We start from the raw sequence: 26265 nt of genomic DNA, 5'->3' as shown, positions 1-26265 counted from the left end.
CATGATGCCGCAGCCCAGCGCGGGGCGGCGGGGTGTAGTGCATCGCCCCTGCGGCGTGCCCGTATTCGGGCGGTGCTGTTCAGCCGCCCGCCACCTCATCGCGCGCGGCAAAACGCACGCTGAAGCGCGCGCCCGGCGGCTGCTGGCCCGGGCGTGCGTCTTCGAGCGTGACCTCGGCGCCGTGCTTGCTGGCGATCTCCAGCACGATGGGCAGGCCCAGGCCGGAGCCGTCGGCCTCGCTGCCCAGCGCACGGTAGAACGGCTGGAACACCAGCTCACGCTCGGCCTCGGGCACGCCAGGGCCGGAGTCTTCGACCTGCAGCATCAGCACATGGCCAAACGTATCGGCCAGCACGCGGGCCGTGACCACGCCCGGCTTGTCGGGCGTGGAAGGGGTGTAGTTGAGGGCGTTGTCCACCAGGTTACGCACCAGTTCCTTGAGCAGCGTGGGGTTGCCGTCGAGCATCACGCCGGGCGCGCCGGGCTCGGCACCGTCGTAGCCCAGGTCGATGTGTTTCTCCAGGGCACGCGGCACCGAGTCGCGCACCACCTCGATGGTCAGGCGCGCCAGGTCACACGGCTGGCGGGCAAAACCCACGCCGCTGCCCTCGGCGCGCGCCAGCGCCAGCAGCTGGTTGACGGTGTGTGTGGCGCGGATGCTGGAGCGGCCAATTTGCTGCAGCGAACGCTTGAGCTCTTCCGTGCTGGTGCCCTCGCGCTGGGCCAGGTCGGCCTGCATGCGCAGGCCTGCCAGGGGTGTTTTGAGCTGGTGCGCCGCGTCAGCGAGAAAGCGCTTTTGCGTGGCCAGCGAGTCGTTCAGGCGCTGCAGCAGGTCGTTCACCGACGCCACCAGCGGCGCCACTTCGAGCGGCACCGTGCGGTCGTCCAGCGGGGAGAGGTCGTCGGGGTTGCGCGCGCGGATGCGCTGCTCCAGCTGGTTGAGCGGCTGGATGCCCCGCGCCAGCGCCAGCCACACCAGCAACACGGCCAGCGGCAGGATCACGAACTGCGGGAGCATCACGCCCTTGATGATTTCGGTGGCCAGCACGCTGCGCTTTTCGCGCGTTTCGGCCACCTGCACCAGCGCCACGGGGGTATCTGGCAAGGGCAGGCGCACCCAGATGTAGGCGACGCGGATCTCGATACCGCGCATTTCGCCGTCGCGCAGGCGCACCTCGCCGGACATGGGCACCTCGTCGGCGGGCGGCTCGGGCAGCTCGCGCTCGCCGGAGAGGAACTCCCCGCCGGGGCCCAGCACCTGGTAGTAGACGATGTCGGACTCATCGGCCCGCAGGATCTCGCTGGCAGGCTGGGGCAGGTTGAACTGCACCTTGTTGCCCGCCACGCCCACCAGCTGGGCAAGGGCGTGGGCGTTGTATTCGAGCGCCCGGTCAAACGGCTTGTTGGCCAGGCCCTGTGCCACCAGCCAGGTCAGCGCCAGGCTGACGGGCCACAGCAGCAGCAGCGGCGTGAGCATCCAGTCGAGGATTTCGCCGAACAGGGATCGCTGCTCTCGCTGGAATATTTTCAAGGCGTTCGCCGTGGTGTTTTTGAATGATATTGGCCTCTAGCGCTTATCCATCAAGCGCCAGTAGCTATATTTTTATGAGCATTCATCAGCACGCAATCGCAGCTCACAGCCTGCGAAACTGGCGCAGCCCAAGCCAGTGCACCCGTGGAACTGGCTTCGCCAGGCCACCGGGTGCGTCCCCCTTCAGGGGGAAGGCGCCGAAGGCGACTCAGGGGGTGCATCTTCATCCTGGAATCTTCTCAAGGCAGTAGCCGAGGCCGCGCACGGTAGCAATGCGGATGGGCCCGCCTTCGATCTTCTTGCGCAGCCGGTGGATGTAGACCTCGATGGCGTTGTTGCTGACTTCTTCGCCCCACTCGCACAGGCGCTCCACCAGTTGCTCCTTGCTCACCAGGCGGCCCGCGCGCTGCAGCAGCACCTCCAAGAGGCCCAGCTCGCGCGCCGACAGCTCGATCATCTTGCCGTCGATGGTGGCCACGCGGCCGGCCTGGTCGTACACCAGCGGGCCGTGTTTGATGGCGCTGCTGGTGCCGCCCATTCCCCGCCGCGTGAGGGCGCGCACGCGGGCTTCGAGCTCCTGCAGGCTGAAGGGCTTGGCCATGTAGTCGTCGGCGCCAAAGTCCAGGCCCTTCACACGCTCTTCCACGCTGTCAGCGGCGGTGAGGATGAGCACGGGCAAGGCGGAGCCTCGGCCGCGCAGCTTTTTGAGCACCTCCAGCCCGTGCATCTTGGGCAGGCCCAGGTCCAGGATGAGAAGGTCGAATTCGTTGTTGGTCAGGAGCGCTGCATCGGCCTCGGTGCCGCTGGCCACGTGGTCCACCACGGCTCCCGAGGCGCGCAGGGTGCGCAGCAGGCCATCGGCCAGCACCTGGTCGTCTTCGGCAATGAGAATGCGCATGCGTTGTCTCCTGGTGAGGTGGCGGCGGTCTGGTGCCGCGCCTGTGCTGTGATTTTAGGCGTCTGGCTCCCGCCTGGTCTTTGGTTTCGTGCAAGCTTGGGCGGGGACAATCACCGCCATGCACATCCTGCTCATTGAAGACGATCTGGACCTGGGACAAGCGCTGCTGCAGGCCCTGCAGCTGGACGGCTTCACGGTGCAATGGCTGCGTAGCGTGGCCGCCACGCCGCCCGTGCCAGACGCCAACGACATTGCCGCCGTGCTGCTGGACCTGACCCTGCCCGACGGCCAGGGCATGGCGCTGCTGCGCCACTGGCGGCGCGCGGGGCTCGCGGTGCCCGTGATCGTCATCACTGCCCGCACGGCGCTGCAGGACCGGCTGGACGGCTTGGACGCCGGTGCGGACGACTATGTGCTCAAGCCCTTTCACGTGCCCGAGCTACTGTCGCGCCTGCACGCGGTGCTGCGGCGCAGCGCCCGCCAGGCCTGCGAGGAATGGACATTGGGCACACTGCGGATTGCGCCCCGGCGGCATGAGGCCTGGCAGGGCGACGCCCTGCTGGCCCTGTCGCCGCGCGAGTTCCGCCTGCTGGTGGAACTGGCCCGCGAGCCCGGCACCGTGGTCGCCAAGAACGTGCTCGCCCAACGGCTCGAACCGCTGGGCGATGCGCTGGACGCCGCCACGCTGGAGGTGCATATCTCCAACCTGCGCAAGAAGATTGGCGCCCAGCGCGTGGTCACGGTGCGCGGCGTGGGCTACCGGCTGCAGCCATGAAGTGGCCTGTCCTTGCACACGGCGCATGGAACCGCTGGTGGGGCCCCAGCCTCACGCGGCGCACCCTGCTGGCGCTGCTTGCAGCCATGGGGCTGGTGTGGCTGGTGCTGCTGGCGCAGATGGCCTACACCCACTACGAGACCATGGGCACCAACCCGGGCGTGCGCCAGCTGGCACAGGGGCTGGCAGTGCCGCTGGCCTCCATGCCCGACCCGGTGGAAGCCCGCGCGCTGGTGCGCGGCACGGCACAGACGTTCAACGCCATGCGCCTGGACGTGGAACTGCTGCAGGGCGAGAAAGTCGTGCTGCAGCTGCAGGACACGCACGGGCAGCTGTTTCATAGCAGCGCCGCCGACCTCCCCGCCGTTGCCCTGGCCGGCCCGTCCGGCCACGCCAAGTTGGTGATTGCAGGGCGCTCGCACTGGGCCGCGTGGGAAACCTCGGGCGCGTGGCGCGTGCTGGTGGCAGAGCCCCTGTTGTCCGACGCGCGCCTGCTCAGCTTCATGGGCGAAGACCTCGCGGCCTCGGTGCTGCTGGCGCTGCCCCTGGTGGGACTGCCGCTGTGGCTGGCCGTCCGCACGGGCCTGCGCCCACTGGCGCGGCTGGGTGCCCAGATCGCGGCGCGCTCTGCCCACGACCTGCGCCCCCTGCAGGACCTGCCCCCCGAGCGCGAACTGCGCGGGCTGGCCCAGGCATTCGACCACTTGCTCAACCGACTGCGCGCCCACCTGGCACGTGAGAAGGCGCTTGTGCACGACGCGGCCCACGAGCTGCGCACGCCCATGGCAGTCATTGCCACCCAGGCCCACATGCTTCTCCAGGCACCCGAGGGCCCCGCGCGGGCGCGGGCCTCTGAGGCGCTGATGCACGCCGTTGAGCGCGCGGCCCACCTGAGCGAGCAATTGCTCACGCTGGCTGCGCTGGAGGAAGCCCCGCCCCCCAGCGCCGAACGGCAGGACCTGATGGCCTTGCTGCAGGACTGCCTGGCGCAGCGCATGCGCTGGGCGGACGAGACGGGCGTGGAGCTGTCGCTCGAAGGGCCCGATGCCTGGGTGCTGGCCTTTGACCGCCAGCTGCTGTGGTCGGCGCTGGGCAATGTGCTGGACAACGCCCTCAAGCATGGCTGCGGACCGGGCGCCGGGCACGAGGTGCAGTTGCGCGTGAGCCAGGACGGTGGCGACGTGGTGGTCTGGATTGCCGATGACGGCCCAGGCATTGAGGCCGGCGAGCAGACACGGGTCTTCGAGCGGTTCTGGCGTTCGCCACGCGCGCGCAGCAGCGGCTCCGGCCTAGGGCTCACCATCGCGCAGCAGGCCATGGGACACCTGGGCGGGCGGGTCACTGTCGGCACGGGCCTGCAGGGCCGGGGCGTGGGCTTCACGCTGCGCTGGCCAGCTGAGACCTTTGGGTAGGCCCAAGGTTCGCGTTCCAACAATCGGGCATCTTTTCTTTGCGAGATGCCATGAACTTCCTGAATTTCCTTGCGGCGCGCGGCGCCGTCCTCTCTCGTCGCCGCTGGCTGGCCGCAGCTGGCCTGGGCACCCTGGTGACCGCCTGTGGCGGCGGTAGCGACGATGGCGCTGACGCCTTGCTGGAGCGCCTGCAGTCGCAGGCCAGCAAGCTGGTGTCCCAAGGCGTTGTGGGAGCGGCCACCGGCTGGACGGATTCCACGCGCGCCCAGGTGGCGGTGGCCGGGCTGCGCAGGTTGGGCGGCACCGCCGCGCTGGAGCGTGGCGACCTGATGGCAATTGGCTCCAACACCAAGGCCATGACGGCGTGTGTGGCCGCCAGCGTGGTGGACCAGGGCCTGCTGCGCTGGGACAGCACGCTGGCGCAGACGCTGCCCGGATTGGCCCGCGAGGCCCTGCCCGCCTACCAGGGTGTCACGCTGCGGCAATTGCTGGACCACCGCGCGGGTGTGATGGCATTCAACAAACCGGAGGATGTGGCGATGTTCCTCGGCGAAGTGGGCACCGACGTGCTCACCCGACTGCAAGCGCCCGCCGAAGTGGAGGACTTCTTCCTGCAGTGGCTGCTGCGCCAGGCCCCTGTCCGGGGCACGGGGGCCGACCCGGATTTTGCGTACTCCAACGCTGGCTATGCGCTGGCGGCCCGCATGCTGCGCGCCGCCACGGGGCAGGACTGGGCAGACTTGCTGCGCCAGCGCGTGGCCCAGCCGCTGGGCATCTCCCTGTTCGTCGGCGAGCCTTTGCGAAGGGGTAGCGACCAGCCCGCAGGCCATGCACTGGAAGGTGGGCAACTACAGCCCCAAAGCTTGGCCGGGGCGCCCGAGCGCGCATGGCTGGAAATCCTGAACCCAGCCGGCGCCGTGAGCCTGACCGCGCGGGACGACGCCCTGTGGCTGCAATGGCACCTGCACGCCCTCAGGGGTGACGCCACGCCCCTGCCCCGCAGTTACCTGCAGGGGCTGCAAGAGCTGGCACGCGCTCCTGCCAACCGCTATGCGCTGGGGTGGATCACGCACGCCATGCAGGGCGCAGGCTGGCTGTTGCACACGGGTGAAACCGGCGGGTTTCAGGCGTTGTCGCTGGTGGCCATGGACGGGTCGCGCGCCGCCTTTGCGCACAGCAACATCGCCACCGAGGACAGCATCGCGCTGCTGTACGAAAGCGTTTCTGTACTGCTGGCCTGAGAAGCGGTTCTGAAAGCGGCTCGCCCCCCGTCAGCGCGGATCGTGCGCGAGCAGCCTGCGCACCAGCGCCTGCAGGTCGGCCTGCAGCCGCGCCATGCCCTCGGGCACCTGCGCCAGCGTGCGCTCGTCCATGTAGAGCTTGCGGTTGATCTCGACCTGGATGCTGTGGCGTTGCTGCGCAGGGTTGCCATAGCGACGCACCAGCTCCACGCCTTTGTAGGGGTGGTTGTATTCCACGCTGTAGCCACACGCGCGCAGGTGATCGCAGATCAGTGCGGACAGCGCGGGGCTGGCCGTGGTGCCGTCGCGGTCGCCCACCACGAAGTCGGCGTGTTCGAGGCCCGGAAACTCGGTGGCAAAGCGCCCGGCCACGGCGGGCATGGAGTGGCAGTTGAGGTGAATGCTGTAGCCGTGGCGCGCATGGGCGGCATCGATGGCCTGCGCCACTGCCGCGTGGTAGGGGCGCCAGCACTGGTCGATGCGCGCACGCACTTCGGCCACGGTGAGCTGGCGGTGGTAGATGGGCTCACCCTCGTCGGTGAACTTCCAGATCAGGCCCTTGCCCAGGCGCACCTTGCTGAGCACCTTGGGGTCGGTGGAGATGGGGTCGGTCCATTCGCCGTCGATCAGGCTGGTATCCAGCTCGGTGGTGTCGCGGTTGGCATCAAGGTAGATGCGGGGGAAGTGGGCCTCGACCCAGGCCACGCCCAGCGCAGGGGCAAAGGCGTAGATTTTTTCGACGTGGGTGTCTTCCGCACGGCGCAGGGTGGCCAAAGCGAGGGCAGAGCCAAAGTCGGCGGGGTACTGAGTGCCGCTGTGGGGAGAGTCAAGCACCAGCGGTGTACTGCCGGACACCGCAGTGACGGTGGCAGATGGTTGCGTGGCCTGCCCGGGTGAACCGGTGACTCCCGGTTGGGCGTGCTGAAAGCGGTGGTGGATCAGTTTCAAGGCTGAATGCATAGGCAGAGTGTGCGCAAAATGGGGCGGCTGGCCTAGCCGTCCAGACCGGGCGAAGACCATGGTTATCCCTGTGACGGTCTTCCCCGGCTATGGCCGCCGGGCCCGCGGGCCCGGTGTGGGTTCAATCGAGCACCACCTTGGCGTAGGCGGCAACACCCTTCATTTTCTCGATCTCACGGGCGATCTGTGCGGTGAATTCCTTGGAGGTTGTACCGGAGGGGTACAGGCCCTGACCCGCCAGGCGCTCGCGCACGGCAGGTTCCTTGAGGGCCTGGGCCACGGCCTGCTGGATGCGGTCTATGGCCGCGGCGGGCGTCCCCGCCGGGGCCACCATGCCAAACCAGGAGGGCTCGTTGGCCTGTTTGTAGCCCACCGCAGCATAGGTGGGCACATCGGGCAGGACTTCCAGCCGCACCGGCCACGACACGGCCAGCGCCCTGAGCTTTCCAGCCTTGATGTGGGGCAGCGAGGAAGCCACCTGGTCAAAGTACACCCCCACCTGGCCAGCCAGCACGTCGTTGATGGCCGGACCCGCACCGCGGTAAGGGATGTGAACCATGGAGACACCTGCGCTGCGCTTGAACAGCTCGCCCCACATGTGTCCGATGGTGCCGTTGCCCGGAGTGGCATAAGCCACTTTGCCGGGGTTGGCCTTGAGATAGCTCACCAGCTCGGCGAGGTCCTTGACGGGCAGGACGGCGGGGTTGACCACCACCACGCCGGGCGCTTTCACGATCTCGGTCACGCCCACAAAGTCCTTGATCGGATCGTAAGGCAGCTTGCTGTACACGGCGGGGTTCACGCCGTGGGTGGACAACGTGGCCACGCCCAGGGTCAGACCGTCCGCAGAGGCCCGCGCCACTTCAGCCATGCCGATGGAGCCGCCTGCGCCGCCCCGGTTTTCCAGCACCACGGGCTGCTTGAGGATGCGGGCCAGTGACTCCTGCAAGCTGCGGGCGGTGATGTCGGTAGCCCCGCCGGGGGGAAAGGGCACGATGATACGCAGAGGCTTGACCTCTTGCGCCAAGGACATTCCAGGAACGAAAGATACAGCGGCCAGCGCTGAGAGCATGTGACGGCGTTGCATGGGTTCTTCTCCTATAAGGAGCCACAAGGTTAAGTGAGGCATACACAACCACCAAGCAATGGATACGCCTGATAACATTCCATTGTGGAATGATTAAATCCAGCAACCATGTCCTCTCTTCGTCGGCTGTCGCCCCCTTTGCACCTGTTGCGCGCGTTTTCCATGGTCACGCGGTTTGGTAGCGTCTCGCGCGCTGCCGAGGCCTTGCACCTCACGCAAAGCGCGGTCAGCAAGCAGGTCAAGGAGCTGGAGGGCTGGGTGGGCGTGGCATTGTTTGAGCGCAGCCGCAAGCGCTTGGCGCTGACGCCCGCGGGCGAACGCTACGAGAAAGCCGTGCGCGCGGTACTGGCGCAGCTGGAGGCCGCCACCCTGGAGCTGATCACCAGCGACGACGGTGGCGGGGCGCTACACCTGTCCAGTCTGCCCACGTTTGCGGCCAAGTGGCTCATCCCGCGCCTGCCGCAGTTCCAGCAGCTGCACCCGCAGGTCACTCTGCACTTCGTGCCCTACGTGCACAGCTACGACTTCGAGCGGCCCGAGCTGGATTGCTCCATTCTGTTCGGTGAAGGCCACTGGCCCGGCGCACACGCGCACTACATCACGGGCAATGAGGTGGCCTTGATCGCCCCGCGCACCCGCGTGGCCGACTGGACCATCGACACGCCAGGCGATGTGGCCCATCACACACTGATGCGCCACGTGACGGTGCCCGAGGCCTGGCTGCGCTGGAGCGAGACGCACGGGGTGGAAGCCCTCATCGACCCGCTGGCCGGGCCGCAGTTCGACCAGTTCCAGACCATGATCCGCGCGGTGATGGCCGGCATGGGCCTGGCGCTGGTACCGCGCTGCTTGGTGCAGGATGAAATCACGGCGGGCCTGGTGCGCGAGCCCCTTGCCGACCATCCGCTGCGCGGCGGCTTCCGCAGCGACATGGGCTACTGGTTTTGTTACCCCGAGGGCCGCACGCAGCTGCAGGCGCTGCAGTGCTTTCGACAGTGGTTGCTGGCGTGTGAATCGCCCGGGGGTGAGACAGTGCTTTCGCCACCCACACCGGGTGCAGGGCCGATCGCGCTCGTTCCGCGGTGACGCCTCGCTGTGAACAGGCCGTCGTCAACATGGGTTGACGATAGAGCTATTCGTCAACTATAGTTGACGAATGCAAGCGCCACCCGCACTCCCCTCACCCGACAACCCCGAGGCCGCGCTGGCTGCCGTAGTCGCCTTGCGGCTGATGGCCGACCGGCTGGAAGCTGCCGCCGTGGCTGCGGCGCTGGAGCAAGGGTGGTCGTGGGCACAGATTGCCCAGGCCCTGGGCGTGAGCAAGCAGGCAGCGCACAAGCGCCTGTCACCCCACATGCCCCAGGCCCCACAGCGCCCCCGTTCTTGAGAAGGAGTTATCACCATGTTTCGCCAATTGCAGCACCGCTTCCAGAGCATGCGCACCCTGAGCCGCCTGTGCACCGGCGCCGAGGCACATGCCCGCGCAAGCGGCCAAGCCGCACCGGGGGCAGAGCACTTTTTGCTGGCCGCCATCGACCTTCCCGATGGGTCGGCCCGGCGTGCGCTGGAGAGCATGGGCGTCGCACCCGCCGCCGTGCGGGATGCGATCGAGCAGCAGTACCGCGATGCGCTACGCAGCGTGGGGCTGGATGCAACCCTGCCGCAGGCGCCAGCCCTCGCGCCACCGGCCCCGGGCCTCTACCGGGCACAGCCATCGGGCCAGGAGGTCATGCAGACGCTGGCGCGCTCCCGCAAGAGCCAGGGCGGCCCCCTTCTGGGCGCCCACGTGGTGGCAGCGGTGGCCACCATGCCGCACGGCGTGGCGGCACGCACGCTGCGTGCCATGGGCATTGACGCTGACCAGCTGGTGGCAGTGGCGCAGGCCCAGGTGTCAACGGCAACAGCAACCGCAACGGGTACAGCCGACTAGCCGGGTTCAGCGCATCAACATGCCCGCCCCATCGCCGCCCGCATAGGCTTCCAGCCCAATCGCTACCACAGTGGCCACGTCATGGCCCACTTCGGCCCGGAACTCGGCCTCCGCCTGCGCCACAGCATCGCGAAACGCCTGCAGCCAGGCCAACCCCGTGGACGTAAAACACACGCGGCGGGCGCGCGCGTCCAGCGGGTCGGCCTCGCGCGTGACCAGGCCCCAGGCCTCGCACTGGTCCACTAGGTTGGCCATGGCCTGCTTGGTCATGCCCGCGCGCTGGGCCAGGTCGGTCAGTCGGTCGCCCTGCAAGGCCAGGTGCCGGGTGATGTGCACATGCGCGGCCGTCACCTGGTCGCGCGCCGCCAGGTTGGACAGCGCCAGCGGCACCTCCACGTTGTGCGCCATGAGCTGCAGCACGCGCGCGTCAAAACGCCGCATGGCGTGGCCGAAGAGGCGACCCAGGTGGGTCTGGCGCCAGCCGTCTTCGACAGGGGATGGAAGGGGCGAATCAGGCATCACCGAATTGTCAGGCAAACTGACCAAATTATCCTTGAAGACCTTGCAACAGCTCGCATAAACTACTGTTCAAGCATCCAGCCTGTGATTAACCGCAGAGCGATGCAAGCATCCAACCTGTTGTTTTTCAAGGAGTTTCTCATGGACGTCGCAGTCAAAGGCACCAACCCCGCATTGCCCGTGAACACCGAAAAGGCCAAGGCCCTGGCCGCTGCGCTCGCCCAGATCGAGAAGCAGTTTGGCAAGGGCACGATCATGCGCCTGGGTGAAGGTGAGGTGATCGAGGACATCCAGGTTGTCTCCACCGGCTCGCTGGGCCTCGATATCGCGCTGGGCGTGGGCGGCCTGCCCCGTGGCCGTGTGGTCGAGATCTATGGCCCGGAATCGTCGGGCAAGACCACGCTCACGCTGCAGGTGATTGCCGAGATGCAGAAGCTGGGCGGTACCTGCGCGTTTGTGGATGCCGAACACGCGCTGGATGTGCAGTACGCCCAGAAGCTGGGTGTGCAGCTGTCCGACCTGCTGATCAGCCAGCCCGACACCGGCGAGCAGGCGCTGGAAATCGTGGACAGCCTGGTGCGCTCCGGCGCCGTGGACCTGATCGTGGTGGACTCGGTGGCTGCGCTCACGCCCAAGGCCGAAATCGAAGGCGAGATGGGCGACGCCCTGCCCGGTCTGCAAGCCCGCCTGATGAGCCAGGCGCTGCGCAAGCTCACCGCCACGATCAAGAAGACCAACTGCATGGTCATCTTCATCAACCAGATCCGCATGAAGATCGGCGTGATGTTCGGCTCGCCCGAAACCACCACCGGCGGTAACGCGCTCAAGTTCTATGCCTCCGTGCGCCTGGATATCCGCCGCACCGGCACCATCAAGAAGGGCGACGAAGCCATCGGCAACGAAACCAAGGTCAAGGTGGTCAAGAACAAGGTGAGCCCACCCTTCAAGACGGCCGAGTTCGACATCCTGTTCGGCGAGGGCATCAGCCGCGAGGGCGAAATCATCGACATGGGCGTGACCGCCAAGATCGTGGAAAAGAGCGGTGCCTGGTACGCCTACAACGGCGAAAAAATCGGCCAGGGCCGCGACAACGCGCGTGAGTTCCTGCGCGAGAACCCCGACCTCGCCCGCGAGATCGAGAACAAGGTGCGCGAAGGCCTGGGCATTGCGCTGCTGCCTGGCGCACTGCAGGCCCCTGCCGCCACTGCGGACGAGTGAACTCCGAAGTTTCAAGCAAAATTGGCTTCTAGCGCTTGATTGGCAAGCGCTAGCAGCTATCAAATTTGAAGCAAATAGATTCATGGGGTTCACCACGCTCTCGCTCAAGGGCCGGGCCCTGCGCCTGCTAAGCCAGCGGGAGCATTCCCGCAGCGAGCTGGCCGCCAAGCTGGCGCCCCATGCAGAGAGCCCCGAGGAGCTGGCCGCCCTGCTGGACCTGCTGGTGGAGCAGGACTGGCTGAGCGACCAGCGCGCGGCCCAATCCCTGGTGCACCGCCGTGGCCCCCGCCTGGGTGCAGCCCGCCTCGTTCGGGAACTGCGCAACCGGGGAGTGGCCGATGAGCTGGTGCGCGAGGCCACGGCCCCGCTGCTGGCCACCGAGGTGCAGCGTGCCCGAGAGGTATGGCAGCGCAAGTTTGGCCAGGTGCCGCTGGACATGAAAGAACGCTCGCGCCAGGTCCGCTTCCTGATGGCACGCGGCTTCACGATGCATGCCATCCAGAAAGCCATTGGTGGCGATACGGACGGCGACACGAATGACGAAGACCCTGGCGCCACCTGACCCAACCAGGCAGCGTCCGCAAGCTAGGCCAGGCCAGGCCCGGTCAGCGCCGCGTTGTCAACTCTGCAACAGTACTGCTGGCTGAGGGTGCCGCAAGCACCTCGGGTGGCAAGGGTACCCACCGGGCATCCAGGCCATTGGGGTCCACCACATACACGATGGCCTGGCCCGAGCCTCGGTCGCTCAGGATGCCAGTGATCCATGGGGCATGTGCGGACACGCTACCCGGTACAGGGTGCACGCTGTCCTGCGACACCACGCCCACCAGACGCTCCACCAACAGCACCACCGGGCGGCCCTGGCTCTTGACCACGACCGCCACGGCCCGCCGAGGGTCGGCCAATGCAGACAGGCCCGCAATGCGGCAGGCGTCATAGGCGGGCGCCATGCGGGTGCCGCCTTCGTGGGCAATCTCCAGCATGCCGGCCAGCTGCGCCGGGCCCGGCACCTGCACCAGGCGCGCGGCCGACATGGCCTGCTGCACGTGCATGCTGTCAATGGCCAGCAGCAGGGCGCCACAGGCCACCACACCATAGCGGCGCACATTGCCGCCCGCCCCCTGCACAGATGACTGCGGCAAGGCCAGGGCACCGCCGCTGACCACGGCGGGCTGCACGGGCATCAGCAATACGGAGTACACGGGTTCCCGGTATCCATCGTCGCGCTTGAATTCCCGGTATCCGGTGCTGACCGCCACACCCGCCAGATAGTCCCGCCCTTGCCAGTGCACGCGCTGCGCGGTGGCGGGCAGGACAGACGCAGTCGCCGCAGAGGAAGTTCTTGCGCCCTGCCCGGGCTGCCGCCCTGCGGCGGCGGGTGGCACTGCGGCCCGTGCGATATCTGCCACAAAAGGCAACACAGGTTGCGCACCGCCCAGAGCGGCATCCGGGCCATCCTCGTCGGCGCTGGCCAGCACGCGCCCCTGCGCATCGGTGAAGAAGCCGCGCATGCCCTGGCCCTGCGGCAGTGCGTCGCGCAGCATGGCCTTCAGCTCGATGGCGCAGTTGAAGGCCAGCGCGATGCCGCCCACCACCGGGCCGCCCGGCGCAGCGCGCAGCGCGGCGCAGTACACATAGGCGGGCAGCCCATCGGCCAGCGCCTGCGGCTGCATGGGCGACACGACGTAGGCCTGCGAACCTTGCAAGGCCAGAGTGCGCCGGACCAGGTCGGCATCCAGTTTCAGGTCGGCGGGCAGCGTGTTGGCATCGCAGGACACGGCCACCACGAGCCCCTGGCGGTCAAACAGCGCCACGCGCCGGTACACCGTGTAGAGGCTGTTGAGGTGCGCGAGGATCTGTGCCGCGCGCTGTGCTGCAGCGGCTGATTGCCCGGGCACGCCCCGCGCCTGGATGTCACCCAGCGCATGGGCCAGTTCTTCGGACAGCGCCCACCAGCGGCAGTCGTTGGCACGTTCGTAGAGATTGCGGTCCATGATGCGGACCGCCAGGCCGGCATGGGCCTTCATCTCGGCGCGGCGCCCTGCCAGTAGCAGTCCGCGCAGTTCCTGGATGGCACCGTCGAAGACGGCAATGGTGTCCTTGCCCGTACGCCCGATCTGGTCAAACACGGCATGGATCGACGAGCCTGCGCTCACCGCCGATTCGGCCACCTTGCCATTCCAGATCACGCGGGTAAGCCCTTCTTCGATGGCGCGGGCGCGTTCCACAATGGCGCGCAGCATGGGATCATCCACCTCCATGCGCGCCGCCTCAGCCGTCGCCGGCGCGCCACCGCCCCCTGCAGACTCCTGCATACCTTGCTCGCCCTTGAACGCCGCATCCAGCCGCACCAGCGCCACCGCCCGCCAGGGCAGGCCTTGGTAGCCCTGGTAGCCCCGGGTGGTGCGCGCCTGCGCCAGGTAGTCGTGGCCCCGGTGGGTGCAAGGGCGGGCGTCAAGCGACTGCAGAGAGCCAGTGGCCAGGACCTCGCCCACCGAGAATTCAGCGGGCTTGCTGGACGCAATGACACGATCACTGCCATCCACGAGCAGCAGCGCCACGCGGTCCTCGGGGTCGCGCAGGTCGGCAAAGATCGACTCCAGCTCGGAATGGAGTCCAAAGCGCAGCACCACGGCCCCGCAGGCGCGCCCCTGCGCCGATACAACGCGGTGCACATACAGCAGCAGATCGCCTTCGCCGGGATACCAGCCCGAGGCACCGTAGTGCTCGCCATAACCGGGCCTGTCCATCGCACCCCGCCACCACGATGGCTCCTGCACAACCAAGGCCTCGGTCACCTGCCGGTCTTGCAGGCCCAGCAACGGATGGGCACAGGCATCCAGCAGCAGGATGTCGTCATAGACGGTGTATTTGGCGCGGTACTCTTGCAACCGCTGGCGCAGCAGCGTGGCGGCATCGGGGTCGCCTTGGACTGCCGCAGCCTCCACAAAAGCCACCAGCGGTCCATCGGTGGCGATGAAGCCGACATCGGCCGTGCGCTCGAAAAGGTTGCGCACCAGAATATCGATGGCCACCTGGGCGCGGGACGCCAGGTCGCCCATGCGGTTGCTCAGGTGGGTGGTGGCAATGTGCTCCACCATCTCCTGGGCCAGCGTGGCGAACGCGGTACGCGTCTGGTCCAGTGTATGCAGGAAACCCGCCGCCTCGCCCGGGCACACGATGCGTGCAGTGGTGTCGATGACCTCCCAGCGAAGATCCAGGCGCTGCAACGCAGCTTCGAGCTTCTGCAGCGACCGCATCTGCGGCGCCACGATGTCATAAGACAGTGGAAAACCCATCAGCCCCCCCAAACATACGGCGTGCGCCAGTGGGCCTGGCGTGGTCAGCGGTCTGGAATCAGCTTAAACGATTCCGCCGGGGACGCCCATAGAAAAAACGCGCCAGGTCTGGCGCGTCGAAAACCTGCCGGGCAGACAGGAGGGTGGGGAAACCCGTAGCGGTTCAGAGACCGAGCATCAGCTGCAGGTTCTGCACTGCGGCGCCGCTGGCACCTTTGCCCAGGTTGTCCAGGCGCGCAATGACCACGGCCTGCCGGTATTGCTCGTTGGCAAACACGCGCAGCTCCAGCTTGTTGGTGTCGGTCAGCGTGTCGGCGGCGAGCTTCAAATCATCGGTGGGCGGCAGTACGCTGACCCACTGCTCGGGCGTGTTGGTGCGGCTGTAGTGACCGGCCAGCGCGTCGTGCAGGTCGCTGGCCTTGGGGGCTCCGGGCAGCAGGTCCAGGTGCAGCGGCAACTGCACCAGCATGCCCTGGCGGAAGTTGCCCACGGCGGGGATGAACACCGGGCGGCGTGTGAGGCCGGTGTAGCGCAGGATCTCGGGAATGTGCTTGTGCGTCAGGCCCAGGGCGTAGGCCTCATACGGCGCTGCAGTGCCTGCCTCGTACGCTTCGATCATGGTGCGGCCGCCGCCGGAATAGCCCGACACCGAAGGCAGGCTCAAAGGGTAGTCCGCAGGGATCAGGCCGGCGTCCACCAGCGGGCGCAGCATGGCAATCGCGCCCGTGGCGTAGCAGCCGGGGTTAGAGACACGGGTGGCGTCGCGCACCGCCTGCGCCTGCGATGCAGCGAGTTCTGGAAACCCGTACACCCAGCCATCGGCCGTGCGGTGGGCCGTGCTGGCGTCGATCACCTTGACCTTGCGGCCCGAGCCGCGCTCGATCTCGTCCACCATGGCCACGGTGTCGCGCGCTGCATCGTCGTGAAGACACAGCACCACCAGGTCGACCCCCGCGATCAGGTCGCGCTTGGCGGCCGGGTCTTTGCGCAACTCGGGCGCAATGCTGACCGGCTCGATCTGCGGCATGGCCTGCAGGCGCTCGCGGATCTGCAGGCCCGTGGTACCGGCTTCGCCATCGATAAAGACTTTGGACATGGAGGTGCTCCTGCAAAAAGGCGGCAGCGGCTGCCGGAATAGAAAAGAGAAAAAGGGGGGATGGGAAGGCTACCAGCCCAGCCCACGGTGTAAGTTAGGCACAAGGATGGTGCGTTGCAACATGATACAGTCGCGGGTTGCCATGTCCCAAGCCCGCGGCCAGACATCTGTTCATGGTAAACGGGTAACTACCACCCTTCCCTGAGAGAGACCTCATGAAGATTCACGAATACCAAGGCAAGGAAATCTTGCGCAATTTTGGTGTGCCCGTTCCGCGTGGCATTCCCGCATTCACGGTGCAAGAAGCCGTTGAAGCAGCCCAGAAGCTCGGCGGCCCCGTGTGGGTGGTCAAGGCCCAGATCCACGCCGGTGGCCGTGGCAAGGGCGGCGGCGTGAAGGTTGCCAAGACCATTGACGACGTGAAGGCACGCGCCAGCGACATCCTGGGCATGCAGCTGGTCACGCACCAGACGGGCGCTGAGGGCCAGAAGGTTCGCCGCCTGTACATCGAAGACGGCGCCGACATCAAGAACGAACTGTATGTGTCGCTGGTCACCGACCGCGCCACGCAAAAGGTCGCCCTGATCGCTTCGAGCGAAGGCGGCATGGACATCGAGGAAGTGGCCCACTCCACGCCCGAGAAGATCATCACCGAGATGATCGACCCGCTGACCGGCATCACCGAAGCGCAGAGCCGCAAAGTGGCAGCAGCCATCGGCCTGACCGGTGCATCGATCGATCAGGCCGTGGACATCTTCGCCAAGATCTACAAATGCTACATGGACACCGACGCGTCGCTGGTGGAAATCAACCCCCTGAACTGCGACTCCAAGGGCAACCTGATGGCCCTGGACGCAAAGTTCAACTTTGACGCCAACGCGCTGTTCCGTCACCCCGAAATCGTGGCCTTCCGCGATCTGGACGAAGAAGATCCGGCCGAAGTGGAAGCCTCCAAGTTCGACCTGGCCTACATCAGCCTGGACGGCAACATCGGCTGCCTGGTGAACGGCGCGGGCCTGGCCATGGCCACCATGGACACCATCAAGCTGTTCGGCGGCGAGCCCGCCAACTTCCTGGACGTGGGCGGCGGTGCCACCCCCGAGAAGGTGACCGAAGCCTTCAAGATCATGCTCAAGAACCCCAAGGTCGAAGGCATTCTGGTCAACATCTTCGGCGGCATCATGAAGTGCGACACCATCGCCACCGGCGTGATCACCGCCTGCAAGGCCGTGAACCTGAACGTGCCGCTGGTCGTGCGCATGAAGGGCACGAACGAAGAGCTGGGCAAGAAGATGCTGGCCGAGTCCGGCCTGCCCATCATCGCTGCAGACACCATGGCCGAAGCTGCGACCAAGATCGTTGCTGCCGTCAAGTAAGCCCGGAGAACACACATGTCGATCTACATCAACAAAGACACCAAGGTCATCACCCAGGGCATCACGGGCAAGACTGGCCAGTTCCACACCGAAAAGTGCCAGGAATACGCGAACGGCAAGAACTGCTTCGTGGCGGGCGTGAACCCCAAGAAGGCGGGCGAGTCGATCTTCAACATCCCGATCTACGCCTCCGTCAAGGAAGCCGCCCAGCAGACCGGCGCCACCGTGTCGGTGATCTACGTGCCTCCAGCAGGCGCAGCGGATGCCATCTGGGAAGCCGTCGAAGCCGACCTGGACATGGCCATCTGCATTACCGAAGGCATTCCGGTCAAGGACATGCTGATGGTGCGCAACAAGATGAAGGCCAAGGAAGCCGCTGGCGGCAAGAAGACGCTGCTGCTGGGCCCCAACTGCCCTGGCCTGATCACGCCTGACGAAATCAAGATCGGCATCATGCCCGGTCACATCCACCGCAAGGGCCGTATCGGCGTGGTGTCCCGCTCGGGCACGCTGACGTACGAAGCCGTGGCCATGCTGACCGAAGTCGGTCTGGGTCAATCGAGCGCCGTGGGCATTGGTGGCGACCCCATCAACGGCCTCAAGCACATCGACGTGATGAAGGCTTTCAACGACGATCCAGACACCGATGCCGTGATCATGATTGGCGAAATCGGCGGTCCTGACGAAGCCGAAGCCGCCCAGTGGTGCAAGGCCAACATGAAGAAGCCTATCGTGGGCTTCATCGCTGGCGTGACGGCCCCTCCCGGCAAGCGCATGGGCCACGCTGGCGCGCTGATCTCTGGCGGTGCCGACACGGCCGACGCCAAGCTGGCGATCATGGAAGAGTCGGGCTTCATCATCACCCGCAATCCTTCGGAACTGGGCAAGCTGCTCAAGGCCCAACTGAAGTAAATCTCGCTGCGCCCGTCCGCGTCACCGCGGACACCTTGGGCTTGAGGGCTCGCAGAGGAACGCGAACTCCAAAAAAAGCGTCCGGAACCAAGGTTCCGGGCGCTTTTTGCATGGGTGGGCCAAAGTGTGCCCGGGTGGCTCGTCGCATTCGGGTGACAAGTCCGCGTCACCGCGGACACCTTGGGCTTGAGGGCTCGCAGAGGAACGCGAACTCCAAAAAAAGCGTCCGGAACCAAGGTTCCGGGCGCTTTTTGCATGGGTGGGCCAAAGTGTGCCCGGGTGGCTCGTCGCATTCGGGTGACAAAAATGACACACCCGATTCATGCGTCCTGCCTGCCCCGACAAGAACCGCCATCGAATCCTCGATGAACCACCCGTCGCATGCGGTTGGGGGTCACACCAAGCCCCCTGCAGCCCCGGCTTAAATATTGCTTTGAACAGCTCTCAATACAGAGAGTGGAATATCAGCAAGTGGGACGAACAACCTCGGGGCGGTGGCTTGGCATGTGGCGTACCGATGGTTTGCGGGGCGCATTGGCTGCGGCGGTGCTGGTTGCACTGTGCGCAGCCACGGGTGTGTTCAAGTGGCTGGAGTACCGCGTGTATGACGCTGCGACCAGCATCCACACGCCGGCCCCGTTGCCTGAAATTGCCATCATTGGCATCGACGATGCCAGCCTTGAAAGCTTGGGCAACGGCCCCTGGTCACGAGATGTCTACGCCAAGCTGATCGATCAGCTTTCGGCGGCTGGCGCCAAGACTATTGTCCTGACCCCGTCTTTTGCCGAACCCCAGTCCGACCGTGGCCTTGCCTACCTTCGCAAAATGCGGGACACGATGGCGCGGGCGGGGGACACATCCCCGCTGGCGACGGAGTTGAGCCGCACCGTAGACGAGGCGGAGAAGGCTCTGGATTCTGACGCGCGCCTCGCCGCCAGCATGCAACGGGCCGGCAACGTATTCCTGGCTTCGCGCTACACCCTGGCGGGCGGTGCCCGCACGCCGCTGCCCGCCTATGCGCACCGCAGCGTTTTGCCGAACCCTGCGAGCTTTGCGATCCCCGCCACATCGGCGCAAAACCCGGTAGCCGGGATCGGTTCGGTGGCGGCAGGCGTTGGTCATCTTTCGGTCGCCCTGGACGAAGATGGTCACCTTCGCGGCATTCCCCTTCTGCTGCGGTACGACGACGTCGGCGTGCCCTCCTTGGCCTTGCTCGCGGCGAGGCACAGTCTGCATCTGGGCCAAAACGAACTGCGGGTTCAGACGGAGCCTCAGGGCATTCGCATGGGTGGGCTGCACGTTGTGACCGACGGTTCGGCGGTGATGCATCCGCGATTTCACGCAGCGCCGGACGGTGCCTCCGCATTCCCTGTGGTGTCTTTTGCCCAGGTATCCAGCGGCAAGATTCCGCCGCAGGACTTCAAGGACAAAGTGGTACTGGTGGGTGAGACAAGCAACGCGCTGGTCACCCCATGGGTCCAGTCCAGCGCGCGCACGATGTATCCCGTGGAGATGCTGGCGCAAACGCTGTCGGCCATACGGCTGGGCCTCGGGGTGCAACGACCTGAGTGGGCATGGACGGCGTCCTGGGGCAGCGCACTGGGAGCATTGCTCTTTGTTGCGCTGGCCCTTCCGAGACTCTCTCGTCCAGCCGGGGGAGTGCTGGGCGCAGGGCTCCTGCTCCTGCTCGTCGCCACTGAGTGGGGCCTGCTGCGTTACGCAGGGCTCTGGATTCCTTTGGCGCCCGGCGTGCTGGCTTTGTTGGGAGGCATCACAGCCTTTGCCGTGCTGGGCAAGCTCGGCGCAAGAGGTACACCCCCATCAGCGGAAACCGCCGAAACCGATCGCATGATGGGGCTTGCGCTGCAGGGGCAGGGCCAATTGGACATGGCCTTCGAGCGCTTGCGCCGAGTGCCGCCCAGCGATGCCCTGATGGACAACCTGTACCACCTGGCTCAGGACTTTGAGCGCAAGCGCAACTTTGCCAAGGCCAAGTCCGTCTACAAACACATTCTGCAGCACAACAAGGGATACAAGGATGCCCATGCACGGTACAAGCGTGTGCGGGCGCACTTGCAGAAGGAAACTGGCGCCCCGTCCAGCACACCCGCATCGATTCCCCCCACCCCAGCGCCGCGCCTGCCAGGTGATGCCGCAACCGGCATACCGATGCTGGGCCGCTATCAGATAGACAGGGAGATTGGCAAAGGGGCGATGGGCGTGGTCTACCTGGGAAGAGACCCAAAGATTGGACGCGTGGTTGCCATCAAGACCCTGGCGCTCGGCGAAGAGTTCGAGGGCGACGCACTGATCGACGCCAGAGCCCGGTTCTTTCGCGAGGCAGAAACGGCGGGGCGCCTGCAGCACCCCTGCATCGTGACGATCTTTGATGCTGGCGAGGAACACGATCTGGCCTACATCGCCATGGAGTTCCTCAAGGGCGCAGACCTGGCGCGGGCCTGCCATGCTGGGCATCTTCTACCGGTGGCCACGGTGCTTTCCATCGGAGCACGCGTCGCCGAGGCGCTGGACTACGCCCACGCACACAACGTGGTGCACCGCGACATCAAGCCTGCCAACATCATGTTCGACGCCGCCACGGATGCCGTGAAGGTGACGGATTTTGGCATTGCACGCATCACGGATTCCAGCAAAACACGCACAGGACTGGTTCTGGGAACCCCGAGTTTCATGTCACCGGAACAACTCGCAGGCAAGAAGGTAGATGGCCGGTCAGACCTCTACTCATTGGGTGTCACGTTGTTTCAGCTGCTGACGGGCTCGCTGCCGCTGCGCGGGGAGTCGATGACGGAGCTGATGCACAAAATCGCCAACACGGAGGCGCCCGACATTCGGCAACTGCGCCCCGAGCTTTCCCCCGCCGCGGCGCGCGTGGTGGCCCAGGCCCTTCAGAAACGCCCGGAGGCCCGGTACCAGACGGGCCGGCAATTTGCCGCCGACCTGCGGCAGGCGGGCGTGGCAGCCGGACAGGCGGGATCGCCGGAGCCGGGAGCAGTCGTCTATGATGCGGACCGCGATGCAACAGGGCATGAAATGGCGGATTTTCAGAGAACCGTGATGGAGCAACCCGCTGGGCGGGGCGCGGCATCCCCGCCGATTTCAGGCGCCCGATGACGCTCGCCCCAACATCCATGACCTACGAATTTTTCGCACGCACCGACAAAGGCCGCGTGCGCACCAACAATGAAGATGCGGTGGCGGTCGACCGGGATGCTCAGGTCGCCATCCTCGCCGATGGCATGGGCGGATACAACGCTGGTGAAGTGGCAAGCGGCATGGCCACCACGTTCATCCGCACCGAGATGGCCCGCTGGTTGGGGCAGGCCGGCAGCACTCCCCAATCGACCGACGTGCGGCGAGCCCTGGAGATCTGCGTCGAGAACGCCAACCATGCCATTCTGGGTGCCTCGCTTTCCAACCCCCAATATGCGGGAATGGGCACCACCCTGGTGGTCGGGGTTTTCCACGGCAGCCGCCTCATCCTCGGACATATTGGCGACTCCCGCTGCTATCGCCTGCGCGATGGCACCCTGCAGCAGATCACACGTGACCACTCCTGGCTCCAGGAACAGGTTGATGCCGGCCTGCTTACAGCGCAGCAAGCCGCGCTGTCGTCCAACCGCAATCTCGTTACCCGTGCGCTGGGCGTAGAGCCCAATGTCATGATGGAAGTCAACGAGTTTCAGGTGGCCCCCAATGACTTGTTCCTAATGTGTTCAGACGGCCTCACGGACATGGTCGCTGACTCTGACTTGGCGGAACTGGTGCGAACACCACTGCCTTTGGAGGAAAAAGCCACATTGCTCATCGACACTGCCAATGCGAACGGTGGGCGTGATAACGTCAGCGTACTGCTGGTGCAAGCGGCTGCGGGGGGCAAGAAACGCGGCCTTATGTCCCGATTGCTAGGGGCCGCGTAAGTGGCGCCGACTACAACAATTACTCATCACATCAGGAGTGGATCATGCCCAGAATGATCGTTTCAATCGACGGGGTTGTCATCAAGGAAGTGCAACTGACCAAAGAGCGCACTACGCTCGGCCGCCGCCCTTACAACGACATCGTGATCGATAACCTCGCCGTGAGCGGCGAACATGCCGTCATTCACATGGCAGGCCAGGATGTGGAAATTGAAGACCTGGGGAGCACCAACGGCACCTACGTCAACGCCAAGGCTGTCAAGCGCCAGGAACTGCGCAATGGCGACACCGTTGAGGTGGGCAAGTACAAGATCCGTTTCATGCACGAGGCTGAAGGGCAAAACTTCGAGAAGACCATGATCTTCAAACCGGGAATGGTGCCTCCGTTGGGCACGGCATCCCGGCCTGCCCCGCTGGGTGCTGCCACTGCCCCGCCCATCTCCGGGGTCATCCGTGTGATGTCTGGTGCCGCTGCGGGGCGGGAAGTGTCGCTGCAAAAGGTGGTTACCACCATCGGCAAACCTGGCGTTGCTGTGGCCTCCATTACCAAGCGGCATCAGGGCTTTGTGCTGGCCCATGTCGAGGGCCCCGACATGCCTCTGCTCAATGGTGCTTCCATCGGCACATCTCCTGTACCTCTCAAACACGGTGATCGGCTGGAGTTGGCAGGTACGGAAATGCAGTTCGAACAAAGCTGACGGCCGCACCCGGGCCTCGCGCCCCATCTGGCAATTTATCTGCCGACCTTGTCGCCGGAACCCATGCAATCCAGACTCTTGCATCTGTTCCGACGGCACGCTCGCCGCACGGCAGTCACCCTGATTCCGTTAGCGTTTGCACTGCTGCACATTTCAGGCGCCCTTCATCTCCAGGTGCTGGAGCGGCTCGAAAACATCATCTACGACACCCGGCTGCGTGCGACCATGCCGCGGACCCTGGATGAGCGTATCGTCATCGTTGATATTGACGAAAAAAGCCTTGATAGGGTGGGGCACTGGCCTTGGGGACGGGACAAGCTTGCTGCTTTGACGCAAGAGCTGTTTGAACGGCAACAGGTCGCGCTGGTGGGGTTCGACGTCCTCTTCGCCGAAGCAGACGGAAGCTCAGGCCTCGCAAACCTGGAGCGTTTGGCCAAAGGGCCTTTGCGGGCGCAGACAGGCTTCAAGGAACAACTGGCGCGCCTGGCTCCCGCTCTTGACTACGACGCACTCTTTGCCCGCGCTCTGCAAGGCCGACCTGCGGTTCTGGGCTATTACTTCACCAGTGACCGGGACGGGAGAACAAAAGGTGTTTTGCCAGCACCCGCCTTGCCCGCAGAAAGACTTCGCGGCCTACCGTTGCTGGCAACCTCCTGGGGAGGATATGGCAGCAACATCAAGGAGCTGGCGCACGCCGTACCCGCTGCGGGCTTCTTCAATTCCATCACCGATGACGATGGTGTCGTCCGATCTCTCCCATTGCTGGCGGAGCATCAGGGAAATTACTACGAATCCTTGGCCTTGGCGATGTACCGTACCCTGCTCGACCAGCCGGAAATCCATCCCCACTACGCCCATGCCAATCCAGAAGGGAAGCACGACATACTCCAGAGCATCGTGCTACGCCAGGATGGCCGCGATTTCGCGCTACCGGTGGACACACGGCTTGCAACCTTGATCCCCTTCCGCGGCCCTGGTGATGTAAATGGCGGGTCATTCCGCTACGTGTCCGCGTCAGACGTTCTGGAGGGCAAACTGCCAGCCAACAACCTGCAAGGACAATTGGTTCTGGTGGGCTCGACAACCCCCGGCCTGCTCGACCTGCGCGTGACCCCCGTAGGCCGCACCTATCCCGGCGTGGAAACCCATGCCAATATGCTGTCCGCCTTTCTCGATGGCAAAAGCATCGTGCGACCGGACTACGCGGTAGGCTTTGACGCTGCACAACTGCTCTGCGCAGGTGTTTTACTCTCCGTTGCCCTGCCCGCGCTGTCAGCCACCTCCGCGGTGCTTCTCAGCCTGGGGGTGGTTGCAGCGCTGGCAGGCCTCAACCTGTGGCTTTATCTCGCCCAAGGCTTGGCAATGCCACTGGCGACGGTAATCGTGATGGCGGTACTGGCATTCGCGCTCAACATGGTCTACGGCTACTTTGTGGAAAGCCGATCCAAGCGGGAACTGGCCGCACTGTTCGGCACCTACGTGCCACCCGAGTTGGTGGACGAGATGGTCAAGCAGCCCGAAAACTACAGCATGCAGGCCACCAGCCGCGAACTGACCGTCATGTTCTGCGACATGCGGGGTTTCACCGCCATGTCGGAGCAGATGGAGCCCCTGCAGCTGCAAGCCCTGCTCAATGACGTGTTCAGCCAGCTGACCCACATCATTCGCAGCCACCGGGGCACCATCGACAAGTACATGGGGGACTGCGTCATGGCGTTTTGGGGAGCGCCGGTGCCCACCGCAGAACACGCGCAACTGGCAGTGCAGGCAGCGCTGGACATGGAGCGTGCGGTAGAGCAGATCAACCTGTTGCACCTAGAGCGCGGCCTCCCCGAGATTGGTATTGGGATTGGCTTAAATACCGGCACAATGTGCGTGGGCGACATGGGTTCGGACATCCGACGCAGTTACACGGTCATTGGTGACGCGGTGAACTTGGGGTCTCGCCTGGAAGGCCTGTCCAAGCACTATGGCGTGCGTACCGTGGTGAGTGAATCCACCCATGCCCAGGCACCGGATTTCATCTGGCAAGAGCTGGACCTGGTGCGCGTCAAGGGCAAAGCCCAGGCTGTGGCTATCTATTCGCCAGTTGCCCCGCTGCAGACCGGAATGCCGCGCAAAGTGGAGGAATTGTCCATATGGAAACACTTCCTGGACGCCTATCGCGCCCAGGACTGGGCACAATGCGGCAAACTGCTGGTGAACTTACAGCAAACTACCGCGCCCTCCACCCTCTACGAACTGTATGCCGCCCGAGTACAAACCATCCACGGGCAGACCGTCGATCCCGGATGGGACGGCGCCACCAATTTCGACACCAAATAGACAGGTTGGCCCATGAAGGTTCGTGTGCTGGGCTGCTCCGGAGCCATCGCCAAAGATTGCCGGACTACGTCCTTCCTCATCGACGACAACATTCTTGTCGATGCGGGTACAGGCGTGGGCGACCTGACACTGGACGAAATGCGCAAGATCGACCATGTGTTTCTGACACATTCGCACTTGGACCATATTGCTGCGCTACCGTTGATGCTGGATGCGGTTTCGTCCTTGCGCGACTCACCAGTGCTGATACACGCCCTGCCCGCTACGATTGCCGCACTTCGCACGCACGTCTTCAACAACATCGTTTGGCCAGACTTTGGGGCCATACCCTCCGCAGACAAGCCGTTTCTTCGCTTTTGTCCCATACAAAAAGGAGATCAGCACACCGTCGCCGACCTGGTGGTTGAAGCACTACCCGCCGTCCACACCGTGCCTGCGGTGGGCTATGCCATCCAGGGAAGCTCAGGATGGTGGGTTTTTAGCGGGGACACAGAACGCAACCCCGCCTTCTGGCAGCGCGTGAACCAGTTACCAGTGGTCATGTTCGTCATCGAAACCGCATTCAGTGACCGTGAAAGCACCTTGGCCCGCCAAAGCCTGCACCTATCGCCGCGCACTCTGCTCATGGAACTGCAATCTTGTGCGCATCAGGGCTGCCGTGTCTACATAACCCATACCAAGCCAGCCGAGACAGCGGTTATCCTGCAGGAAATTCGCAGCTTGTTGGCTGCCAACTCCGATAGAACGTGCCCTCCTTCACCTATTGAGATCGGCTGGCTGCATGCAGGACAGGAGTTTGCGATTTAGCACTGGCGAGATGGGTTCGGCGCTCCTAGCCGCACTTCGCATGGGCAGCACTGGCGAACAAGTTATTTCGTCTCAACGGAATTCAGGTATACGAAGCGTTGCCCGAGGCGGAGAGCACAGCATCTGTTTGTCCCCTTCCTGAGACGACAAGATCCACCTCTTGCGCCTACAAATGAAGCACCTTGTGACACTCTTGCGCAGACAAAAATGTCAGTGAAGCTTGCATGCCCGAGCATCTAT

22 protein-coding genes are annotated in these 26265 nt (G+C 64.9%); 15 read left to right on the top strand and 7 right to left on the bottom strand.

Annotated features, from left to right (window positions below; genetic code table 11):
• Positions 1-79: 79 nt before the first annotated feature.
• Positions 80-1531, bottom strand: a complete 1452-nt coding sequence (locus tag ACQ4MJ_RS22715; RefSeq protein ID WP_176887497.1) for a sensor histidine kinase — start codon at positions 1529-1531, stop codon at positions 80-82.
• 223 nt (positions 1532-1754) lie between these two features.
• Positions 1755-2429 carry a response regulator gene (locus ACQ4MJ_RS22710; RefSeq protein ID WP_055394601.1) on the bottom strand — a complete coding sequence of 225 codons (675 nt, stop codon included), beginning with the start codon at positions 2427-2429 and terminating at the stop codon, positions 1755-1757.
• Positions 2430-2547: 118 nt separating this feature from the next.
• Here ACQ4MJ_RS22710 and ACQ4MJ_RS22705 point away from each other — a divergent pair, with 118 nt between their 5' ends.
• Genes ACQ4MJ_RS22705 through ACQ4MJ_RS22695 form a run of 3 tightly spaced genes read left to right on the top strand, consistent with a single transcriptional unit; the run spans position 2548 to position 5857 of the window.
• Positions 2548-3204, top strand: a complete 657-nt coding sequence (locus tag ACQ4MJ_RS22705; RefSeq protein ID WP_176887498.1) for a response regulator — start codon at positions 2548-2550, stop codon at positions 3202-3204.
• On the top strand, positions 3201-4616 hold the full coding sequence (locus ACQ4MJ_RS22700) for a sensor histidine kinase (RefSeq protein WP_431151194.1): 1416 nt from the start codon (positions 3201-3203) through the stop codon (positions 4614-4616). Before ACQ4MJ_RS22705 ends, ACQ4MJ_RS22700 begins: the two co-directional genes overlap by 4 nt.
• A gap of 50 nt (positions 4617-4666) precedes the next feature.
• A complete protein-coding gene (locus tag ACQ4MJ_RS22695) occupies positions 4667-5857 on the top strand; it encodes a serine hydrolase domain-containing protein (protein WP_176887500.1) in 1191 nt (396 codons plus the stop codon).
• A gap of 30 nt (positions 5858-5887) precedes the next feature.
• Here the strand turns inward: ACQ4MJ_RS22695 and ACQ4MJ_RS22690 are convergent, their stop codons facing one another.
• Positions 5888-6817 (bottom strand): N-formylglutamate amidohydrolase, encoded by a 930-nt coding sequence (locus ACQ4MJ_RS22690; RefSeq protein ID WP_431151195.1) that lies wholly within the window; start codon positions 6815-6817, stop codon positions 5888-5890.
• Between the two features lie 121 nt (positions 6818-6938).
• Complete coding sequence (locus ACQ4MJ_RS22685; RefSeq protein ID WP_121421568.1) at positions 6939-7904, bottom strand: Bug family tripartite tricarboxylate transporter substrate binding protein; 966 nt, start codon at positions 7902-7904, stop codon at positions 6939-6941.
• A gap of 108 nt (positions 7905-8012) precedes the next feature.
• Here ACQ4MJ_RS22685 and ACQ4MJ_RS22680 point away from each other — a divergent pair, with 108 nt between their 5' ends.
• The 3 genes from ACQ4MJ_RS22680 to ACQ4MJ_RS22670 all read left to right on the top strand — a co-directional run bounded on the left by ACQ4MJ_RS22680 (position 8013) and on the right by ACQ4MJ_RS22670 (position 9834).
• Complete coding sequence (locus ACQ4MJ_RS22680; RefSeq protein ID WP_218300865.1) at positions 8013-8990, top strand: LysR substrate-binding domain-containing protein; 978 nt, start codon at positions 8013-8015, stop codon at positions 8988-8990.
• 70 nt (positions 8991-9060) lie between these two features.
• Positions 9061-9291, top strand: coding sequence for a helix-turn-helix domain-containing protein (locus tag ACQ4MJ_RS22675; protein WP_121421570.1), 231 nt, complete (start codon positions 9061-9063; stop codon positions 9289-9291).
• A 15-nt stretch (positions 9292-9306) separates the two neighbouring features.
• On the top strand, positions 9307-9834 hold the full coding sequence (locus ACQ4MJ_RS22670; RefSeq protein WP_218300864.1) for a Clp protease N-terminal domain-containing protein: 528 nt from the start codon (positions 9307-9309) through the stop codon (positions 9832-9834).
• A 6-nt stretch (positions 9835-9840) separates the two neighbouring features.
• Here the strand turns inward: ACQ4MJ_RS22670 and ACQ4MJ_RS22665 are convergent, their stop codons facing one another.
• Entirely contained in the window at positions 9841-10353 is a 513-nt protein-coding gene (locus ACQ4MJ_RS22665; RefSeq protein ID WP_218300863.1) for a MarR family winged helix-turn-helix transcriptional regulator, read from the bottom strand.
• 141 nt (positions 10354-10494) lie between these two features.
• On the opposite strand from ACQ4MJ_RS22665, the gene recA reads away from it, so the two are divergent.
• Both recA and recX read left to right on the top strand, forming a co-directional pair.
• Positions 10495-11571 carry a recombinase RecA gene (gene recA / locus ACQ4MJ_RS22660; RefSeq protein WP_121422935.1) on the top strand — a complete coding sequence of 359 codons (1077 nt, stop codon included), beginning with the start codon at positions 10495-10497 and terminating at the stop codon, positions 11569-11571.
• An 82-nt stretch (positions 11572-11653) separates the two neighbouring features.
• A complete protein-coding gene (recX, locus tag ACQ4MJ_RS22655; protein WP_176887505.1) occupies positions 11654-12133 on the top strand; it encodes a recombination regulator RecX in 480 nt (159 codons plus the stop codon).
• A gap of 43 nt (positions 12134-12176) precedes the next feature.
• On the opposite strand, the gene ACQ4MJ_RS22650 is transcribed toward recX, so the two are convergent.
• Positions 12177-14870 (bottom strand): chemotaxis protein CheW, encoded by a 2694-nt coding sequence (locus tag ACQ4MJ_RS22650; RefSeq protein WP_431151196.1) that lies wholly within the window; start codon positions 14868-14870, stop codon positions 12177-12179.
• Positions 14871-15033: 163 nt separating this feature from the next.
• A complete protein-coding gene (gene argC, locus ACQ4MJ_RS22645) occupies positions 15034-15966 on the bottom strand; it encodes an N-acetyl-gamma-glutamyl-phosphate reductase (protein WP_431151197.1) in 933 nt (310 codons plus the stop codon).
• A 215-nt stretch (positions 15967-16181) separates the two neighbouring features.
• Between argC and sucC the strand changes: the two genes are divergently transcribed.
• The 7 genes from sucC to ACQ4MJ_RS22610 all read left to right on the top strand — a co-directional run bounded on the left by sucC (position 16182) and on the right by ACQ4MJ_RS22610 (position 26025).
• Positions 16182-17342 carry an ADP-forming succinate--CoA ligase subunit beta gene (gene sucC / locus ACQ4MJ_RS22640; RefSeq protein ID WP_056056610.1) on the top strand — a complete coding sequence of 387 codons (1161 nt, stop codon included), beginning with the start codon at positions 16182-16184 and terminating at the stop codon, positions 17340-17342.
• Between the two features lie 15 nt (positions 17343-17357).
• On the top strand, positions 17358-18254 hold the full coding sequence (sucD, locus tag ACQ4MJ_RS22635) for a succinate--CoA ligase subunit alpha (protein ID WP_056056609.1): 897 nt from the start codon (positions 17358-17360) through the stop codon (positions 18252-18254).
• Positions 18255-18758: 504 nt separating this feature from the next.
• On the top strand, positions 18759-21389 hold the full coding sequence (locus ACQ4MJ_RS22630) for a CHASE2 domain-containing serine/threonine-protein kinase (protein ID WP_431151198.1): 2631 nt from the start codon (positions 18759-18761) through the stop codon (positions 21387-21389).
• Positions 21390-21406: 17 nt separating this feature from the next.
• Positions 21407-22195, top strand: a complete 789-nt coding sequence (locus ACQ4MJ_RS22625) for a Stp1/IreP family PP2C-type Ser/Thr phosphatase (RefSeq protein ID WP_121421578.1) — start codon at positions 21407-21409, stop codon at positions 22193-22195.
• Between the two features lie 44 nt (positions 22196-22239).
• The gene (locus tag ACQ4MJ_RS22620; RefSeq protein WP_218300858.1) at positions 22240-22893 is read left to right on the top strand and encodes an FHA domain-containing protein; all 654 of its coding nucleotides are present in this window, start codon (positions 22240-22242) and stop codon (positions 22891-22893) included.
• A gap of 63 nt (positions 22894-22956) precedes the next feature.
• A complete protein-coding gene (locus tag ACQ4MJ_RS22615; RefSeq protein ID WP_431151199.1) occupies positions 22957-25218 on the top strand; it encodes a CHASE2 domain-containing protein in 2262 nt (753 codons plus the stop codon).
• Positions 25219-25230: 12 nt separating this feature from the next.
• Positions 25231-26025: an MBL fold metallo-hydrolase gene (locus ACQ4MJ_RS22610; protein WP_431151200.1), complete on the top strand. Its 795-nt coding sequence runs from the start codon at positions 25231-25233 to the stop codon at positions 26023-26025.
• Positions 26026-26265: the final 240 nt, after the last annotated feature.

Origin of the sequence: Acidovorax facilis (assembly GCF_050626955.1) — a bacterium.
In the GTDB taxonomy this organism is placed as follows: Bacteria; Pseudomonadota; Gammaproteobacteria; order Burkholderiales; family Burkholderiaceae_C; genus Acidovorax; species Acidovorax facilis.
Note: the sequence above shows the minus strand (reverse complement) of the source record. Positions and strands in the feature narration are given on the sequence as shown.

Coding starts and splice junctions, on each gene's coding strand:
- ACQ4MJ_RS22710 (WP_055394601.1), bottom strand. CDS start 2,429: ATGCGCATTCTCATTGCCGAAGACGACCAGGTGCTGGCCGATGGCCTG.
- ACQ4MJ_RS22705 (WP_176887498.1), top strand. CDS start 2,548: ATGCACATCCTGCTCATTGAAGACGATCTGGACCTGGGACAAGCGCTG.
- ACQ4MJ_RS22700 (WP_431151194.1), top strand. CDS start 3,201: ATGAAGTGGCCTGTCCTTGCACACGGCGCATGGAACCGCTGGTGGGGC.
- ACQ4MJ_RS22695 (WP_176887500.1), top strand. CDS start 4,667: ATGAACTTCCTGAATTTCCTTGCGGCGCGCGGCGCCGTCCTCTCTCGT.
- ACQ4MJ_RS22690 (WP_431151195.1), bottom strand. CDS start 6,817: ATGCATTCAGCCTTGAAACTGATCCACCACCGCTTTCAGCACGCCCAA.
- ACQ4MJ_RS22685 (WP_121421568.1), bottom strand. CDS start 7,904: ATGCAACGCCGTCACATGCTCTCAGCGCTGGCCGCTGTATCTTTCGTT.
- ACQ4MJ_RS22680 (WP_218300865.1), top strand. CDS start 8,013: ATGTCCTCTCTTCGTCGGCTGTCGCCCCCTTTGCACCTGTTGCGCGCG.
- ACQ4MJ_RS22675 (WP_121421570.1), top strand. CDS start 9,061: ATGCAAGCGCCACCCGCACTCCCCTCACCCGACAACCCCGAGGCCGCG.
- ACQ4MJ_RS22670 (WP_218300864.1), top strand. CDS start 9,307: ATGTTTCGCCAATTGCAGCACCGCTTCCAGAGCATGCGCACCCTGAGC.
- ACQ4MJ_RS22665 (WP_218300863.1), bottom strand. CDS start 10,353: ATGCCTGATTCGCCCCTTCCATCCCCTGTCGAAGACGGCTGGCGCCAG.
- recA (WP_121422935.1), top strand. CDS start 10,495: ATGGACGTCGCAGTCAAAGGCACCAACCCCGCATTGCCCGTGAACACC.
- recX (WP_176887505.1), top strand. CDS start 11,654: ATGGGGTTCACCACGCTCTCGCTCAAGGGCCGGGCCCTGCGCCTGCTA.
- ACQ4MJ_RS22650 (WP_431151196.1), bottom strand. CDS start 14,870: ATGGGTTTTCCACTGTCTTATGACATCGTGGCGCCGCAGATGCGGTCG.
- argC (WP_431151197.1), bottom strand. CDS start 15,966: ATGTCCAAAGTCTTTATCGATGGCGAAGCCGGTACCACGGGCCTGCAG.
- sucC (WP_056056610.1), top strand. CDS start 16,182: ATGAAGATTCACGAATACCAAGGCAAGGAAATCTTGCGCAATTTTGGT.
- sucD (WP_056056609.1), top strand. CDS start 17,358: ATGTCGATCTACATCAACAAAGACACCAAGGTCATCACCCAGGGCATC.
- ACQ4MJ_RS22630 (WP_431151198.1), top strand. CDS start 18,759: ATGTGGCGTACCGATGGTTTGCGGGGCGCATTGGCTGCGGCGGTGCTG.
- ACQ4MJ_RS22625 (WP_121421578.1), top strand. CDS start 21,407: ATGACCTACGAATTTTTCGCACGCACCGACAAAGGCCGCGTGCGCACC.
- ACQ4MJ_RS22620 (WP_218300858.1), top strand. CDS start 22,240: ATGCCCAGAATGATCGTTTCAATCGACGGGGTTGTCATCAAGGAAGTG.
- ACQ4MJ_RS22615 (WP_431151199.1), top strand. CDS start 22,957: ATGCAATCCAGACTCTTGCATCTGTTCCGACGGCACGCTCGCCGCACG.
- ACQ4MJ_RS22610 (WP_431151200.1), top strand. CDS start 25,231: ATGAAGGTTCGTGTGCTGGGCTGCTCCGGAGCCATCGCCAAAGATTGC.